The organism is Candidatus Poriferisocius sp., assembly GCF_965214065.1.
Classification (GTDB): Bacteria; Actinomycetota; Acidimicrobiia; order Acidimicrobiales; family Bin134; genus Poriferisocius.
Map to the genome: position 1 here is coordinate 53,343 of NZ_CBDCAT010000026.1, position 15,992 is coordinate 69,334.

Genomic DNA, 15,992 nt, shown 5'->3' on the forward strand with positions numbered 1-15,992 from the left:
AGAGGTTGAAGCTCGGAGGCAGCCCGCTCGGCAGAAATCTTCGGCCAAGTAACGCCAGGCTACCACCGCCCCCGGCAAAACCCTCATCTTTCCGTAACGCCCGGGGTACCCGGCCGACGGGCACGACCTCGGCAGCTCGCGGTGGCAAGCTATGGCCGTGCCCTGGTGCGAGCCCTGCGACCGCTTCTGGAACCCCAGCTCGATAACCCCCCACGGCACCTGCCCTACCTGTGGCCAAACAGTCGAAACCCCACCCGCCCAAAGCCCCGACACCCGCCAAAAGGTCCCCTGGCACTTCTGGCTAGCCATAACCGCCGCCGGCATCTACCTAGCCTGGCGCGCCATCCAAGGCATCGCCCTGCTGTTCTGAGGGGAGGCGCGACCGGTGCTACCGGCGGCCGGAGCGGGAGGCGTGGCAGATCTTGACGAACTCGTCGATCGGGGGTTCTGGCTACGGCTCACAATTGGGTGACAAGTCGGAATTAGCGTGGCACAATTGTGGCCATGGCAAGCGAATCGTTGCGGTCGGTTAGGGATCGGTTCTCAGAGTTCATCGAGAGGGTGAACGCTCATCACGAGCGGGTGACGATTACCCGCAACGGATCGCCGGTTGCGGTGCTTATGAGCCACGAAGACCTCGAATCGCTGGAAGAAACCCTGGCTATTCTCGGCGACCCCGAGGCCATGAAGGAGCTGGCCGAAGGCGAACGCGCCCTAATGGAAGGCGATGTTGTACGCGGCGTAGAGGCCGTCAGAGCGCTGCGGCCTTCATGAATGATGCCCCCTATGGGCTAGTCGTCGCCCGGACAGCGGCAGCAACCATCGCAGAAAAACTCCCTCAGGCGGTGGCGACGGCGGTTCTCGAATTGATCAGCGGGCCTCTGCTGGAAAATCCCCAGCGTATCGGGGTGGAGTTACGCAATGAGCTCGAAGGCCTGTGGAGCGCACGAAGAGGCACTTATCGGGTCATTTATCGGATCGACGAAGTCAACAAAACGATTGAGGTCGTTCGGGTCAGCCACCGACGAGATGCGTACCGCTCTGATTGATGTGGTCGATTGTGGTTCGTTTAGTGGTCGGGCTGCCGGGATTTGAACCCGGGACCTTCGGTCCCCCAGACCGACGCGCTAACCAAGCTGCGCCACAGCCCGTAAGGCAGTGAGCATAGTGGGGCGGGGTGGGGGCTCCCCATGCGTATAAGTAGGATTGGGGCCGTGTTGGACCTGGTGATCCGCGGCGGCACAATCGTCGACGGCTCGGGGAGCCCGGGGTTCTCCGGCGACGTCGGGGTGAACGACGGGCGTATAGCGGCGATCGGGACGGTGGCCGACTCTGGGCGCACTGAGATCGACGCCTCTGGCCGGGTGGTTTGCCCCGGCTTCGTCGACCCCCACACCCACTACGATGCCCAACTCTTTTGGGACCCGGCCGCCTCTCCGTCCAACCTGCACGGGGTGACCACCGTTATCGGCGGCAACTGCGGGTTCACCCTGGCGCCCCTCAACCCCGGAGACGCCCCCTACCTCCAGCGCATGATGGCCAAGGTGGAGGGCATGCCGCTCACTGCACTGGAGTCGGGCCTTGACTGGTCGTGGCGCACCTTCGCCGACTACCTGGCCCGCTTGGACGGCAACCTGGGGGTGAACGCCGGTTTTTTGGTGGGGCACTGCGCCATCCGCCGGGCGGTCATGGGGGCCGACGCCACCGGCAACGAGGCCGACCCCGGCCAGCTCGAGGCCATGAAGGCGGTGTTGGCCGACGGCATCGCCGCCGGGGGCCTGGGCTTTTCCACCTCGCTGTCGTACACCCACAACGACGGCGACGGCGCCCCGGTGGCCTCCCGCTTCGCCAGCAACGACGAGGTGATCGCGCTGTGCTCGGTGGTGGCCGAGCACGAGGGGACCACCCTGGAGTACGTGACCGACGGCTGCATGCAGGGCTTCACCGACGAGGAACTCGACTTGATGGTGGCCATGAGCCGGGCGGCCCGCCGCCCGCTCAACTGGAACGTGCTCACCATCGACTCGGCCGACCCCGACCGCTACCGGGCCCAGCTCGGAGCCTCGGTGCGGGCGGCCGAGCACGGCGCCCGGGTGGTGGCGCTGACCATGCCGGTGCTGGTGGGCATGAACATGAGCTTCCTCAACTACTGCGCCCTCAACATGTTGCCCGACTGGGGTGAGGTGCTCTCCCTGCCGGTGCCCGAGCGCATGGCCAGCCTGGCCGACCCCCAGACCAGGGCGCGCTTGGCCGAGCGGGCGGCGTCGCCCGACGCCGGGGTGTTCAGCCGGCTCACCGGCTGGGGGGGCTATCGGATCGGCGACACCTTCAGCCCGGCCAACCGCGGGCTTTCGGGGCGCACCGTGGCCGACATCGCCGCCGAGCGGGGTGCCGGGCACTTCGACACCCTGGTGGACGTGGTGCTGGCCGACGAGCTGCGCACCGTTTTGTGGCCGGCCCCCACCGATGACGACGGCGAGAGCTGGCGCCTTAGGGCCGAGGCATGGCAGAGCGAGCACACCCTTTTGGGCGGCTCCGACGCCGGTGCCCACCTCGACCGCATGTGCGGCGCCCCCTACACCACTGCTTTTCTGGGCGACTGTTTGCGGGGTCGGCGGCTGGCCTCGCTGGAGGCGGCCGTACAAATGCTCACCGATGCCCCGGCCCGGCTGTTCGGCCTGCGGGAGCGGGGTCGCATCGAGCAGGGATGGCACGCCGATCTGGTGGTGTTCGACCCCGATGCGGTCGACTCCGGCGCCATGCGCTTGGTGGATGACCTGCCGGGCGGCACAGCCCGCCTGTTCGCCGACGCGGTGGGGGTGGACCACGTGCTGGTGAACGGCCAGCCCATCGTAAGCGGCGGCCGGACCACCGAATCGCGGCCCGGCACCCTGCTGCGATCAGGGCGCGACACCGACACCGTGCTGGTGGGGTAGTGGACCTCGAACAGAGCAGGGCCACACTGGCCCAGTTCCGGCGACGGCTGGAGATCTTCTCACTGCGCTGGCAGGCCCGCCTCGACACCAGACAGGTGGACCGGGCTGTCCCCTGGGTTATCGCCCTGTTTTTGGGCGGGCTCTTGTCGGGCCTGTCTTTGGCCCGGGCCCGGTCGCTGGACGCCGGCGTCGACTTGTCGTCGCATCTTCAGGGGGTGTGGCTGATCGGGGAGGGATACGAGCCGCTCTCCAGCGTGGCCGGCCACAACCTGTTGTGGGAGCAGGCCGCGTTCATCCTCTACCCGGTGGCCGGCCTCACCGCCTTGTTCCCCGATCAGCCCACGCTGTTGGCCCTGCAAGCCTCGGTGCTGGCATTGGCCGTGGTGCCGCTGTGGCGAATCGCCCGCGATGTGGGCGGACTCAAATCAGGGGCGGCGATGGCAGTGGTGTTCGCCTACTGCGCCTACCCGGCGGTCCACACGGTGAACCTGTCGGACTTCCACACCGAGGCTCTGGCCGTCCCCGCGCTGTTCGCCGCGGTGCTCACTGCTCTGCGGGGGCGGTGGAAAAGGTTCGCGGTGTTCGCCCTGCTGGCAGTGACCTGCCGGGCCGATCTGGCCTTTGCGCTCTCGGGATTGGGCCTGCTGGTGCTGCTGGAGGGCCGTCGCCGCCCCGGTGCGACCATCGCCCTGAGCGGCCTGGCCTATGGGCTGGTGTCGATGACCGCCATCCAGCCCCGGTTCAACGGCGGGAAGTTTCCCCACATCGAGGAGTTCTCAGACTTCGGCAGCGGGCATCCAGGGTCGGTGCTGTGGGGTTTCGTCTCCGCCCCCCATCAAGTGGTGGCCGACGCGGTGTCGCAGGCCAACTTCCAGATGATCGTGTTCTTGTTGGCCCCGGTGATGCTGCTGCCGCTGGTGGCGCCCCGCTACCTGCTCCCGGTGGTGCCCCTGTTCGCGGTGTACCTGGTGGCCGACGTGCCCCCCGGCCAGCTGGCGGAGGCCTCTCAGACGGTGCCGATGATTCCGTTCGTCTTCGCGGCCACGGTATTCGCGCTGGCCCGTTCCGGCCGGGTGCTGGTGGAGCGGGTGAACGTGGACCGTCGCCTGCTCACCGCCCTGGTGCTCACCGCCGGACTCTTCTTTTTGCGCGACGCGCCCAGCTCCCTGTACCACGAGCCCTGGGACTGGGGTCGGCGCGACACGATGGATATCGCCCGACAGGAGGCGGCAGACCTGATTCCCCCCGATGCGTCGGTGCGGGCCTCCGAGCAGATCCTTCCCCTGTTGTCTGACCGCACCCGGCTGTATGTGCTGGAAACCGCGGACGGTCCCGACAGCGCGGCGGTGGCGGCCACTCCCAAGGTGGAGTGGATCGTGTTCGATCCGGCCGCCGCGCCCGACTGGAGGCCGCTGGACATCGAGAGCTTCGACTTGGATGTGAGACGAACCGGTTTCGAGCGGCTGGAGTTGGAAGAGGGGGAGGGCGACCTGCGGGTCTACCGGCTCCTCAACGTGATCCAGAGCTAGTTACCCGATGGCGGGGAGGTGGACCCGCAGGCGTTCGGCGGCCTGGGCCAGCTCTTCGGGGGGAACCGAGGCTCGGGCATTGGCAAAGCTCAAATCGCCGATGTCGAACATCGGGATCACGTGCAGATGGGTGTGGGGCACCTCGTGGCCGGCGATGACGAGGCCTACTCGGGGCGCTCCGAACGCGGCCACCTGGGCGGTGCCCACCTCCTGCGCCACCACCATGAGGTGGGCGGCCAGTTCCGGGGGCACGTCTAGCCAGTGGTCGATCTCGGCCCGGGGGATGACTAGGGCGTGGCCGGTTTGGGTGGGGTTGATGGACAAGATGGCTATGCATTCGTCGTCTTCCCATACAAAATGTCCAGGGATGTCGCGGTTGATGATCATGGTGAAGACGCTGGGCATTTGCCAATAGTATGACCTGGCTATGTCCGGGCGGCAGGTACTGACCGTTCCCAACTTGGTGTCGGTGCTGCGGTTGGGGTGTGTGCCGGTTTTTTGTGTGTTGCTCTTGGGGATGGGGAATCGGGCGGGGGCCGCCATCTTGCTCGGGGTGCTGGGGGCCACCGACTGGGTGGACGGCTACATCGCCCGGCGTTTCGACCAGGAGTCCGAGCTGGGCAAGATCTTGGACCCCACCGCCGACCGGCTGATGTTTCTGGCCGCGGTGGTGGCAATGATGGTGGACGGCTCTCTCCATGCGGCATTCGGGGTGACCATGCTGGCCAGAGAGGCGGTGGTATCGCTGGCCACTGTGGTGCTGGGGGCTATGGGGGCCCGCCGGATCGACGTGACCTGGACCGGCAAGACGGCCACATTCGGCCTCATGTTCGCCCTCCCGCTCCTGTTGCTGGGAGATTCGAGCCTGGCTGGGGGAGCAGCCATGAGCGGCGTCGGATGGGGCTTGGGCATTCCGTCGCTGGCGCTCAGCTATTACGCGGCGCTGGAGTACATCCCCCGAGCTCGTCGGGCCCTGGCCGACGGCCGGTCTGACCGAGCCGGAGCCTCAAGCTGTGGTTGAGAGTTTTCGCGATTCCCGGTACGGTGTCGCCAATGAATGTACCGGTTGAACTGCGCTACTCCGAAGACCACGAATGGACCAGGCTCGAGGGCAGTCGGGTTTGCTTGGGCATCACCGACTACGCCCAAGACGCTCTCGGCGATGTCGTCTACATCGAACTACCCTCGGTGGGAGCCGAAGTGGCCTGCGGCGAATCGTTCAGTGAGGTCGAGTCGACCAAGTCGGTGTCAGAGATCTACGCGCCGGTGTCGGGCACTGTTGTCGAGGTGAACGCCGACCTGATCGACCACCCTGAGCGGTTGAACGAGGACCCCTACGGCGAAGGGTGGATCTGCGTGATCGAGGCATCCGACCTCTCCGAGATGGACAGCCTCCTGGACGCGGCGGCCTACACCGAACTGACGGAGAGCGTGAATTGACTTCCTCCTCTTCTGCTGGCGGTGCCGAGGCCTCTTGCCCGAAGTGCGGGTACCACTGCGGGCCGGAGGCGAACTTCTGCGCGGCTTGCGGGCAACGCCTCACCGCACCCGATGACGGCGATGCGGTCCACATCGCCGATGACCCCACCACGGAGATGGCGCTTGAAGCCGATCTGATCCGCCAGCCGGCGGTACTGGTAGTGACCCAGGGGGCAGCCGCGGGCAGCCGCTTCGAGCTGTCCGTAACCCGGGTCACCTTGGGCCGCCACCCCGACTCCGACATCTTCCTCGACGACATCACGGTGTCGCGGAACCACGCGGAGATCTTTCGAGAGGGCCTAGTGCCGCGGGTCAAGGACATGGGCTCTTTGAACGGCACCTACCTCAACAGCCGCCGTGTGGAGGAAGCCGGGCTGAAAGACGGCGACGAGCTCCAAATCGGACGCTTCAAGCTGGTATTCCACGATCGGACCGGTTGGTGAGAGGCCAGCACCGGTCGATCGGACAGGTCTTGGACCTGCTGAAAGGCGACTTCGCCGACATCAGCATCTCCAAGATCCGCTTTCTGGAGAGCCAGGGCTTGATCGATCCCGAGCGGAACCAATCCGGCTACCGGAAGTTCACCGAAGCTGACGTCAACCGCCTGCGGTGGATCTTGGAGCAGCAGCGGGATCACTTCCTGCCTCTCAAGGTGATCAAAGACCGCATCGACCAGCAGGACTTCGACGGGACCGAGGGAAGCAGGGAATCCAACAGCGACGGGGACGGCGCCCGAGGTTCACAGCGGCCCAACCCGCTGGAGTCGGGGGCGGTCTCGGTGTCGCTGAACCTCGACGAGCTGGCGTCGGCTAGCGGGCTGAGCCAATCCGAGATCATGGAGCTTCAGAAATTCGGCCTCATCGAGCCCCTCAACGACGGCGCGCTGCGGCACTATGGCAGCGAAGCGTTGATCGTGGCCAAAGTGGCAGCCGGTTTCTTGGCCCATGGGGTGGAGCCTCGCCACCTGCGGGCTTACAAGTCGGCCGCCGAGCGAGAGGCCGGACTGATGGAGCAGAGGATTATGCCCATGGTGATGCAGCGCACCGCCCAAGCTCGCAAGCAATCCCAGGACACGCTGGCGGAGCTGATCAACCTGGGCTCGGAGTTGCGGCTCTCGCTGCTCCGGTGCGCCTTGGCCAACCACACCGGGTAGTGGACCGCGCCGGCCCCGAGCTGTTCGCGAGCCGGGGAGCCATCGAGAAGGCAGTTGGGCGGGTCGCGGCCCAGATCTCCCAGCAGTGCTCGGACGGGGCGGTGCTGGTATCGGTGTTGAAGGGGAGCCTGCCGTTTCTCGCCGACCTGGTAAGGGCGGTGGACATCGCCGTGGAGGTGGACTTCATGGCCATGTCGCGGTTTGCCCCCGATTCGGGGCGAGTTCGACTGGTGAAGGATCTGGACTGCGACGTGACCGGTCGCGAAGTGGTGCTTGTGGAAGACATTGTGGACACCGGGCTCAGCCTGGGCTACCTGATTGGGGAGCTGGGCCGCCGATCGGCAGCCTCGGTGGCGGTCGCCGCGCTGCTCAACCGCAGTGCTCGGCGCATCCTGCCGGTTGAGCCCGACTTCGTGGGGTTCGAGGCCCCCGATGAGTTCTTCTTGGGCTACGGGCTGGACTGGGCAGGCCGCTATCGCAACCTCGACAGGCTGGTTGTCGGCGATCCCGATCTTTTGGCCGACGATCCCGATACGTACGTCTCGTTCCTCTACTAACGTGGCAGCGATGAAGGAGATGGAGCTGGTGGGGGTGCGGATCGAACTGCCGTCCAACGCCCCGATCGTGCTGCTGCGGGAGACCGACGGCGCGGGTCGGCTGCTGCCCATCTTCATCGGAGGGTCAGAAGCCCAGGCCATCGCCTTGGCCATGGAGGAAGTGGAGACACCCCGTCCGATGACCCACGACCTGTTCAAGGACGTGCTCGATCAACTCGGCGTGCGGCTTGAGCGCATCGTGGTGACCGAGCTGCGGGATCGGACCTTCTATGCCGAGCTGGAGCTGGCGGGGGGCAACGGAAACGGGGCCCGTCGCATCTCCAGCCGCCCGTCCGATGCCGTGGCCTTGGCCGTGCGGACCGGAGCACCCATCTTCGCCGCCGAATCGGTGCTGGACGCCGCCGGACACACCGTTGAACCCGAGGAAAGCGAAGGCGACGAGCCGCCTCCCGAAGAGGTTCTGGACCAGTTCAGAGAGTTCCTAGACCAGGTGACTCCCGAGGATTTCAACGGCTGACGCCCCCTCGGTGTCCTTGACAATCCACAGGGAGACGTTTACCCTGTGGAAATTCATTGGCGTAGTTTCCCCGGTGTAATAAGCCCAAATTGGAGCGCGCCCCGGAACCGGAGAGTGAGATGAACGATCAGGGACAGATAGCGGGTGACTTCAGCTCGCCTCAGACCATAGAGATCATCGGCATCACCTACCGCCAGCTGGACTACTGGACTCGCACCGAGCTGGTGCGCTCGACCGCTCAGGCGGCCGTGGGAAGCGGCAGCCGCCGCCGGTATTCCTACAAAGACTTGCTGGAGTTGAAGCTGATCAAGCGGCTGTTGGACGAGGGCATCGCCCTTCAGCGGGTACGCGAGGTGTTCGACTACCTGCGCGACGAGCTGGGCGAGGATGTGGCCAGCGCCGATTTGGTGATCAACGGCAACCAGTCTCTGCTGGTCCGCACCGACGAGCAGATCCTGGACGCGCTGCGCCAGGGCCAGGGGGCGCTCTACCTCCGGATGGAGGGGCTGGTCGAAGAAGTGGACGCCGCAGTGCGGGAGCTGCCCGTCGAAGAGGACACGCCCGGGGAGGCGTCCTCGCCTCGAGCGCGAACCAGCGCAGCTCAGACCGGTTCTTAGGAGCGACTGAAGGGACTCGAGGCAACGTGTTCGCCCACGATTCGGAGCGGCAGTTCGCCGAACTGCTCGACTTCTACGGCATCGAGTGGCACTACGAGCCCGAGACTTTTGTGCTCTCCCAAAACGATTGCGGCGAGGTGACCGAGGCGTTTACCCCCGACTTCTATCTTCCCCAGTTCGACCGCTATGTGGAGGTCACTACGGCGCGCCAGAAGTACATTTCCCGCAAGAACGGCAAAGTCCGCCGGCTGCGGGAGCTCTACCCCGAGATTGACGTGGTCGTGTTATGCCAGCGGGACTATCGAAACCTGCTGAGCAAGTACGGCTTCGACGATGCCTCCGGGATTGGTGGCGACCTGACTCACGCGGGCGCGGCGGCCGGTTCGGGCTGACCGCCGATAGCCTTCTCGGGGAGATCGATTTCGCGAGTCGGGAGGTCGGTGTGCGTTCTTCTCCTCTGGAAGGCAGGAGTCGGGAGCTGGGGGCCAAGATGGTTCCCTTCGGGGGCTGGGAGATGCCGCTGTCCTACCCGTCGGGCACCCTGGCCGAGCACCGGGCGTGTCGGACCGACGCGGTGGTCTTCGATGTGAGCCATCTGGGCACCCTCCGGGTCACCGGACCCGATGCCTATGACCGGCTTCAGCAGGCGTTTACCAACGATCTGGCCCGAATAGGCCCCGGCCGCACCCAGTACACCCACTTGCTGGACGACGACGGCTCGGTGCTGGACGACATCATCGTGTGGTGGCCCCACGAGGACAGCTTTGATGTGATGCCCAATGCGTCCAATACCGACCGGGTGCGCGACGCCTTGGGCAGCTCTAGCGCTGGCCCGGGGTTCCAGGCAGTGGATGTGACCGGCAGCCGGGCGGTGCTGGCGGTGCAGGGTCCCGAGGCCCGAAGCCGGCTGGCCGCGGTGTCGCTCGACGCGTCGGAGGTGGCCCGCAATCGCGTCGCATCGGTTGAGTGGGAGGGGATCCCGCTGACGGTGGCCGGCACCGGCTACACCGGTGAGGACGGCGTTGAGATCGCGGTGCCGGCCGAGGCCGCCGAGCGGCTGTGGGACGCGGTGACCGCGGCGGGGATCCTCCCTGCCGGTTTGGGCGCTCGAGACACCTTGCGTTTGGAGGCCGGATTGCCGCTGCACGGCCATGAGCTGGGCCCGGGCATTACCCCGCTGCAAGCCGGGCTGGGCTGGGTGGTGCGATGGGACAAGCTGTCGTTTCGTGGTCGGGAGGCGCTGGCCGTCGAGCGGGAGCAGGGCATCCACCGGCGACTTCGGGGACTGCTGGTAGAGGGTCGTCGTCCGCCCCGAGAGGGTCAAGCTGTGCTGCGAGACGGCGAGATTGTGGGGGAGGTGACCTCGGGCAATTTCTCACCCATGCTGGAAAAGGGCATCGCGCTGGCGTTCGTGCCCCCCGATGTGAGCATCGGCAATGAGCTGGCCGTGGACATGCGGGGCACGCCCACGCCGGCCACCGTGGTAAAGCTGCCGTTCGCCTAGGCGCCGATGGCCTCGAGCACTCGGCTTTGGGGGATGCCGCCACGCCACGAGATCTGGTTTGTGCCGTTGCTGTCCAACAGCATTCCGGCAGGCTGGCCGGAGATTCCCAGTTGTCTCCACGACTCGAATGTCGGATCCCAGAGCATGGTGAAGGTGATTCCGGTGGCCTGCACGAAGCCCTCAGCCAACCCGAGGCTGTCTTGGGTTCCGACTCCGATCACTGTGAGCTTGTCGGCGTTATTTCGAGCGAACTGCTCGACGCTGGGGGCTTCCCGGCGGCAGGTGGGTCAATGGGGAGCCCAGAACCACAGAACAAGGGGCCGGTCGGCTTGAGCGAAGCTGGCCAGGTTCACCGTGGCTCCGGTGGCCACGTTCACCACATCGACCGAGGGCAGATCCGAAGCCGGTGCCGGTGCTTCATTGACCGGAGCCTGCTCGGCGGCGGGGGCCTGGATAGGGGGTGTTGTCGCCGGTGTGGAGGTGGTAGGAGCGCCGCTGTCGCCGCAAGCAGCCGCGCCAAGAGCCAACACAACCGCGAGAGCGGCGAGCTTGAACCGATGTCTATTGGTAGCAACCATGTCAGAGGTCCTCAATGGCGTTCAGGACTCGGTCTCGGGGTATGTCGCCTCTCCACTGATCCAGAATCTGCCCGTAGCGATTTAGAAGAATTCCCGCAGGCTGGCCGGTGATGCCCAACTGATTCCAGGATTGGAAGGTCCGGTCCCAAAGCATGGTGAAGGTGGTTCCGGTGGCCTGCACGAATCTCTCGGCAAAGTCGAGGTCGTCTTGGGTGCCCACCCCGACCACGGTGAGCTTGTCGGCGTTTTGTCGAGCGAACTGCTCGACGCCGGGGGCTTCCCGGCGGCAGGTGGGTCAATGGGGAGCCCAGAACCACAGCACGATGGGCCTATCCGACGGGGCGAAGCTGGCTAGATTCACGGTGGCGCCGGTGTCGACGTTCACCAACTCCACCGATGGCAGGTCTGAATCGGGCAGTGGCGTGGGTTCAGGCGTAGGTGGTGGCGTAGGCAGAGGAGTGGGTGCCGGAGTGGGTTCAGGCGTCGGCGCGGGAGTGGGCTGTGGGGTTGAGGCGGGAGTGGGCTGTGGCGCCTGGGTGGGCTGTGGGGTTGAGGCGGGAGTGGGCTGTGGCGCCTGGGTGGGCTGCGGGGTTGAGGCCGGCGTGGGCTGTGGCGCCTGGGTGGGCTGCGGGGTTGAGGCCGGCGTGGGCTGTGGCGCCTGGGTGGGGGCTGGATCGGAGGCAGCGGCAGCCTCGGTTGATTCGGTGGCAGGTGTTTCGTCGGGCTCGGGTAGTCCCGGTGAAGAACCCATGTTGTCTGATTCGGAAGTCGGCTCAGCCGAAGCAGCCACCTCGGTGGAGTCGGGCTCAGATGAAGGCTGGTCGGGGGTTTGGGTGCTGGTGGGCGCGGCGGCGGGGTCCGATTCGGCGGGCGGGTCTTCGAGAACCGAAGTCTCCGAGCCTCCGCAGGCCGCGGCGACCAGAGTGAAGGCCAGGGCCAGGGCCAAGGCGGCACACACCCTCGATTGTCTCCGGGAACGGGATGCCCGAATGCTCACCCCCTGATGCTATAGCTGGGCCTTTGACAAGGCATCAGCGACAGCAATCAGAGGTTCAGAAAATCGCTACCCGATGGGCCGGTAGGGGGCGGTCTGCTGGACGCAGGTGGGAATGTCGGGGTCGCCGGGGCATGGGAAGTTGAACACCAACTCGGTCACCACATCGGGAGCGCCGAACTTGTCGGGGCCGAAGGTGGCGGGAAGCTGGTGCTGGATGTCCACCGGGCCCAGGTTTTGGAAGGCGTGGTAGATGTCCTCTCGGGTGGGGTTGGGCCCGGCGTCGTAGAGGGCCCGGGCCACCATGCGCATCTCGGAACACACCGTGTTGGTCATGCCGTAGGCGCTGTCGTAGCTCCCGTATACGTCTCGGATGTGCTGGGCGCCAATGGCGCTGTTGGCCGCATAAGTCTCGTTGCACATGATGTTGAGCGGTGCGTTGAAGCTGAGCACCGGGTCATCGGAGCGGAAGTTACCGGTGGGGGCATCGTCGATGATGATGGTGCCGTTGTACATCTCTGCGGCGGCGTCTCCGCCGAACTGGGCCACCTTGCCCGACACCAGGTCGCCGGCCTGGCTGTTGAAGTCGGAGTTGTAGAACTGCACCTCGCCGGGGACGAATCCCTGGTTGATCATCTCGTTGATGAACTGGGGCAGGCTGAGCACGTTGAGCCCGGGGAAGACAACGTCGACGCCCTCTTCGAGCATCCGCTCCACCGCGATGTCGTTGCCCTCACGGCAGGTGGTCTGTCCGCCGCAGCCGATCTGCTCGGCCACCGCGATGTCGTAGCCTGCGGCCTCAATCACATCGATGATCCCGGCTTGTACGGTCTCGGGTTGTCCAGGAGTGTCGGGCCAGATCACCGCGATGGTCTTGCCGTCCAGAGCGCCGGTGTCGATGATCGCCTGGGTCATGTTGACCACCGAGTGCTCGGCCACTGGGCTCAGCGAGTACAGCAGGCCATTGGCCTGATCGTGGAATTCGGCAGGGTTGCCCTGGGTGGTGATGAACAGGGTGTCGTGGTCGGCGGTGATGCACAAGATGGCGGTGCCCTGGAAGCCGGTGGAGTTGGTCACGATCACCGCGTTGTGGTCCTCGGTTGCTTCAATACAGGCCTGGTTGCGCAAGGTGTCGATGTCCTCGCCGCCGCCGCCCAATGCGGAAACCTCCACGAGGCGGAGGTCGATCTGGCGGCCCCAGATTCCGTTGCAGTCCTCGTTGATCACATTGGCGAACGTTTGGAACATGTCGACGGTGTCCCCGATTGGAACGGCAAAACCGATGCCCTCCAGCTCCTCCAGCTTGGTGCGCAGGTGGACGATGGTGATGGAGTCCTCGGTGATGCCCGCATCGGTGGCCTGGGGCGGTGAGTCGGGATCAGGCGTAGCCGTGCAGTACACATCCAACGGCTGGAACGGGTGCGACCGGTCGAAGGTCCTGTGGAAGTCGATGAACAAATCGCCCCGGGGCTCGTCGAAGCCGATGTCCACCGGCTCGGCGGGGGCCGGTTCGGATGCCTCGTCTCCATCGCTGGAGTCGGATGGCTCATCGGGGGCCGGCTCGTCAGGAGCATCGGTGGCCGGCTCGTCCCCATCGCCGGTGTTGTCGGGGGCATCGGGCTCGTCAGGGGCTGGGGGGGGGGCGGTCTGCTCCGAGGGAGCGGGCTGGGCACCTCCGTCGTCATCGTCGTTGCCGCCACCGCAGGCTGCGGCCACGAGCACGAGCACTAGGAGTGCTCCCCAGAACTTCAGCATCCTTTGAGACACGGTTACCCCTCTCCGTAGCTTGGCGACGAACAGTAGTCGATGAAATCGTCTTCTGTGAACAGCCGATGTCGTGCGCGACGTAGAACTGATGGCCTAGTGTTTTGCCCCGATGGGGGATCAGTGGACGACCCGGTAGAGCCAGAGGTCGAAGAGTCGCAGTTGGACGACCCCGCCAACCTGGCATCGGCGGTCTTCGAGGAGGAGTCCAAGCGCCTAGCCGAACAAGCGGCCAAGTCGGAGGTGGTGGTGCTGCCCGACGACCTGCTGCCCGGTGTAGGCGAAGCGCCCATGAGCCTGCGCCAGGGAATCCGGGCCGGCGGGGCGAGCATGTTGGTGGTGCTCTTTTTCCTCAACGTGATCGACGAATTCGATCGGGTGGCAATAGCGGTGCTCCTACCCGACCTTCAGGACGCCTTCGGAGTTTCCGACACAGTTATCTTGGGCATCTCTTCATTCGGCGGTGTGGCCTTGGTGCTGGGGGCGGTGCCGCTGGCCTGGTTAGCCGACCGGGTGAAGCGCACCCTGATCGTGCCCGTGGCCACCGCAGGTTGGGCGGTGAGCGTATTCCTCACCGGATTGGTGAGGAACCCATTTCAGTATTTCTGGACCCGGGTTCTCACCGGGGCGGGCCAGGCCAACCGGTTGCCGGTCCACTCATCGCTACTCACCGACACCTATCCCATTCCGGCTCGGGCTCGGATCTTCGCCTTCGAGGGCATGGGCCGGCCCATCGGCCTGCTCATCGGCCCGGTGCTGGCCGGGACCATCGCCTCCACCGCCGGTGGAGCTGACGGATGGCGATGGGCGTTCTACATATTCGCCATCCCGCCGATCATCCTCGCGCTGGTTTCGCTGATCTTGAAGGAGCCCCCCCGGGCGGGCAACGAGCAGCAGGCCATCTTGGGCGAGCAGTACGAGATGCCGCCAATAGGGTCCGACCTGCCGGTGTCGATGTCCACGGCTTTCGCCCGACTCAAGAAGGTTAAGACGTTCTATTTCCTGGCGGTGGGCGTCGGCACTCTCGGATTCGCGCTGGTAACGCTGCCCAGCCAGCTCAACCTAATGCTGAAAGACGAGTACGGCTATGAGGCTTTCCAGCGGGGCTGGGTGACGTCGCTGGTGTGGTTGGCCAGCCTGGTGGCCATTCCGATTTCGGGCTTCAAGTTCGACGGGATGTTCCGGGAGGACCCGTCCAAGATGGTGCGGACTGCGGGCACGCTCATCATCATGTCGGGTGTATTGGTGTTCATCGCCATGCGATTCCACCAGCCCGCCATCATGATCTTCGGCATCAGTCTGGCCAACGCGTGCACGTCGGCCTCTTTCGTGGCCGCGGCGCCAACCATCGGCGCGGTTGCTCCCTACCGGATGCGAGCCCAAGCCTTCGCTTTGTTGCCGGTGTTCATCTTCTTGATGGGCGGGTTCATGGGCAGCATCATCGCCGGGTCTATCAGCGATGCCCACGGCGAGCGCTTGGCCATCAGCATCGTCGCTCCCCCAGCGTCGATTATCGGCGGCCTTCTGGTGGCCTACGGCTCCCGCTACATCAAGCGAGACATCTCCCTGGCGGTGAGCGAGCTGTTAGAGGAGCAGGAGGAGATGCGCCGCATGTCGGAGCATCCCGACGACATTCCGGTGCTCCAAGTGCGGGGGCTCGATTACAGCTACGGGCCGGTGCAGGTGCTGTTTGACTGCGGGCTGGAAGTGCGACGGGGCGAGACTCTGGCCCTGTTGGGCACCAACGGAGCGGGTAAGTCCACCCTGTTGCGGGCGGTCAGCGGACTGGGGGTGCCCGACCGGGGGGCAATTCGGCTGAACGGGCGCACCATCACCTACGCCGATGCCGAGCTGCGCTTCAAGCAGGGGATCGTGCAGGTGCGGGGCGGTGCCGGGGTGTTCCCCGGCCTCACGGTGGAGGAGAACCTCCTGGCCACCATGCTGTCTACCAAAGCGGAAAAGGACGAGGTTTTCCGGCGAGTCGAGCGGGTGTACGGCGTGTTCGGCGCGCTGCGGGAGAAGCGCAACCAGGCGGCCAGCGATCTGTCGGGAGGACAGCAGCAGATGCTGGCCTTCGGAATGGGTTTGATGCACGAACCCGAGGTGTTGCTCATCGACGAGCTGTCGCTGGGACTGGCCCCGGTGGTCGTGCAGGAGCTGTTGGAGGTGGTGGAACAGCTTAAGGAGACCGGGCTGACCATGATCATCGTGGAGCAGTCGCTGAACGTGGCCCTGAGTGTGGCCGAGCGGGCGGTGTTCATGGAGAAGGGGCGGGTTCGCTTCGAGGGCCCAGCCCAGGAGCTGGCCGAGCGGGACGACCTGGTGCGGGCCGTGTTCCTGGGAGCCGAGGGCGGTTGAGCGTGA

At 65.6% G+C, this 15,992-nt stretch carries 19 protein-coding genes, 1 tRNA gene and 2 pseudogenes; 16 read left to right on the plus strand and 6 right to left on the minus strand.

What is annotated here, in order from left to right:
- Positions 1-151 precede the first annotated feature (151 nt).
- The 3 genes from ACOOGG_RS04450 to ACOOGG_RS04460 all read left to right on the plus strand — a co-directional run bounded on the left by ACOOGG_RS04450 (position 152) and on the right by ACOOGG_RS04460 (position 1,049).
- Positions 152-370, plus strand: coding sequence for a hypothetical protein (locus tag ACOOGG_RS04450; protein ID WP_420432696.1), 219 nt, complete (start codon positions 152-154; stop codon positions 368-370).
- Between the two features lie 134 nt (positions 371-504).
- The gene (locus tag ACOOGG_RS04455; RefSeq protein ID WP_420432698.1) at positions 505-774 is read left to right on the plus strand and encodes a type II toxin-antitoxin system Phd/YefM family antitoxin; all 270 of its coding nucleotides are present in this window, start codon (positions 505-507) and stop codon (positions 772-774) included.
- A complete protein-coding gene (locus ACOOGG_RS04460; RefSeq protein WP_420432700.1) occupies positions 771-1,049 on the plus strand; it encodes a type II toxin-antitoxin system RelE family toxin in 279 nt (92 codons plus the stop codon). Before ACOOGG_RS04455 ends, ACOOGG_RS04460 begins: the two co-directional genes overlap by 4 nt.
- A 24-nt stretch (positions 1,050-1,073) precedes the next feature.
- Here ACOOGG_RS04460 and ACOOGG_RS04465 read toward each other — a convergent pair.
- Positions 1,074-1,151 (minus strand) — tRNA-Pro (locus tag ACOOGG_RS04465).
- 63 nt (positions 1,152-1,214) lie between these two features.
- Here ACOOGG_RS04465 and ACOOGG_RS04470 point away from each other — a divergent pair.
- Positions 1,215-2,936, plus strand: coding sequence for an N-acyl-D-amino-acid deacylase family protein (locus ACOOGG_RS04470; RefSeq protein WP_420432702.1), 1,722 nt, complete (start codon positions 1,215-1,217; stop codon positions 2,934-2,936).
- A complete protein-coding gene (locus ACOOGG_RS04475) occupies positions 2,936-4,465 on the plus strand; it encodes a DUF2079 domain-containing protein (RefSeq protein ID WP_420432704.1) in 1,530 nt (509 codons plus the stop codon). Before ACOOGG_RS04470 ends, ACOOGG_RS04475 begins: the two co-directional genes overlap by 1 nt.
- Here ACOOGG_RS04475 and ACOOGG_RS04480 read toward each other — a convergent pair whose 3' ends face one another.
- Positions 4,466-4,870 (minus strand): HIT family protein, encoded by a 405-nt coding sequence (locus ACOOGG_RS04480; RefSeq protein ID WP_420432706.1) that lies wholly within the window; start codon positions 4,868-4,870, stop codon positions 4,466-4,468.
- Positions 4,871-4,892: 22 nt separating this feature from the next.
- Here ACOOGG_RS04480 and ACOOGG_RS04485 point away from each other — a divergent pair, with 22 nt between their 5' ends.
- The 9 genes from ACOOGG_RS04485 to gcvT all read left to right on the plus strand — a co-directional run bounded on the left by ACOOGG_RS04485 (position 4,893) and on the right by gcvT (position 10,292).
- On the plus strand, positions 4,893-5,486 hold the full coding sequence (locus ACOOGG_RS04485; protein ID WP_420432708.1) for a CDP-alcohol phosphatidyltransferase family protein: 594 nt from the start codon (positions 4,893-4,895) through the stop codon (positions 5,484-5,486).
- 32 nt (positions 5,487-5,518) lie between these two features.
- The gene (gene gcvH, locus ACOOGG_RS04490) at positions 5,519-5,905 is read left to right on the plus strand and encodes a glycine cleavage system protein GcvH (RefSeq protein WP_420432710.1); all 387 of its coding nucleotides are present in this window, start codon (positions 5,519-5,521) and stop codon (positions 5,903-5,905) included.
- Entirely contained in the window at positions 5,902-6,387 is a 486-nt protein-coding gene (locus ACOOGG_RS04495; RefSeq protein WP_420432712.1) for an FHA domain-containing protein, read from the plus strand. Before gcvH ends, ACOOGG_RS04495 begins: the two co-directional genes overlap by 4 nt.
- Positions 6,384-7,097, plus strand: a complete 714-nt coding sequence (locus ACOOGG_RS04500) for a MerR family transcriptional regulator (RefSeq protein ID WP_420432714.1) — start codon at positions 6,384-6,386, stop codon at positions 7,095-7,097. The genes ACOOGG_RS04495 and ACOOGG_RS04500 overlap by 4 nt, the downstream gene beginning before the upstream one ends.
- Positions 7,097-7,654: a hypoxanthine phosphoribosyltransferase gene (gene hpt, locus ACOOGG_RS04505; RefSeq protein WP_420432716.1), complete on the plus strand. Its 558-nt coding sequence runs from the start codon at positions 7,097-7,099 to the stop codon at positions 7,652-7,654. The genes ACOOGG_RS04500 and hpt overlap by 1 nt, the downstream gene beginning before the upstream one ends.
- Before the next feature lie 10 nt (positions 7,655-7,664).
- Positions 7,665-8,171: a bifunctional nuclease family protein gene (locus ACOOGG_RS04510; protein ID WP_420432718.1), complete on the plus strand. Its 507-nt coding sequence runs from the start codon at positions 7,665-7,667 to the stop codon at positions 8,169-8,171.
- Between the two features lie 119 nt (positions 8,172-8,290).
- Complete coding sequence (locus ACOOGG_RS04515) at positions 8,291-8,788, plus strand: MerR family transcriptional regulator (protein ID WP_420432720.1); 498 nt, start codon at positions 8,291-8,293, stop codon at positions 8,786-8,788.
- Between the two features lie 26 nt (positions 8,789-8,814).
- Positions 8,815-9,180: a hypothetical protein gene (locus tag ACOOGG_RS04520; protein WP_420432722.1), complete on the plus strand. Its 366-nt coding sequence runs from the start codon at positions 8,815-8,817 to the stop codon at positions 9,178-9,180.
- A 50-nt stretch (positions 9,181-9,230) separates the two neighbouring features.
- Entirely contained in the window at positions 9,231-10,292 is a 1,062-nt protein-coding gene (gene gcvT / locus ACOOGG_RS04525) for a glycine cleavage system aminomethyltransferase GcvT (RefSeq protein WP_420432724.1), read from the plus strand.
- Here the strand turns inward: gcvT and ACOOGG_RS04530 are convergent.
- From ACOOGG_RS04530 to ACOOGG_RS04540, 3 genes and pseudogenes are all read right to left on the minus strand, one after another.
- Positions 10,289-10,567: pseudogene (locus ACOOGG_RS04530) on the minus strand (TlpA family protein disulfide reductase); the annotation flags it as partial. The gene gcvT and the pseudogene ACOOGG_RS04530 sit on opposite strands and share 4 nt — an antisense overlap.
- 12 nt (positions 10,568-10,579) lie before the next feature.
- The gene (locus ACOOGG_RS04535) at positions 10,580-10,870 is read right to left on the minus strand and encodes a hypothetical protein (protein WP_420432726.1); all 291 of its coding nucleotides are present in this window, start codon (positions 10,868-10,870) and stop codon (positions 10,580-10,582) included.
- Between the two features lies 1 nt (position 10,871).
- A pseudogene (locus ACOOGG_RS04540) lies at positions 10,872-11,153 on the minus strand (TlpA family protein disulfide reductase); the annotation flags it as partial.
- Between the two features lie 40 nt (positions 11,154-11,193).
- Here ACOOGG_RS04540 and ACOOGG_RS04545 point away from each other — a divergent pair.
- Complete coding sequence (locus ACOOGG_RS04545) at positions 11,194-11,874, plus strand: hypothetical protein (protein WP_420432728.1); 681 nt, start codon at positions 11,194-11,196, stop codon at positions 11,872-11,874.
- Positions 11,875-11,933: 59 nt separating this feature from the next.
- Here ACOOGG_RS04545 and ACOOGG_RS04550 read toward each other — a convergent pair whose 3' ends face one another.
- Positions 11,934-13,631: a hypothetical protein gene (locus ACOOGG_RS04550; RefSeq protein WP_420432730.1), complete on the minus strand. Its 1,698-nt coding sequence runs from the start codon at positions 13,629-13,631 to the stop codon at positions 11,934-11,936.
- 120 nt (positions 13,632-13,751) lie between these two features.
- Between ACOOGG_RS04550 and ACOOGG_RS04555 the strand changes: the two genes are divergently transcribed.
- Positions 13,752-15,986, plus strand: a complete 2,235-nt coding sequence (locus ACOOGG_RS04555) for an ATP-binding protein (protein WP_420432732.1) — start codon at positions 13,752-13,754, stop codon at positions 15,984-15,986.
- Positions 15,987-15,992 lie beyond the last annotated feature (6 nt).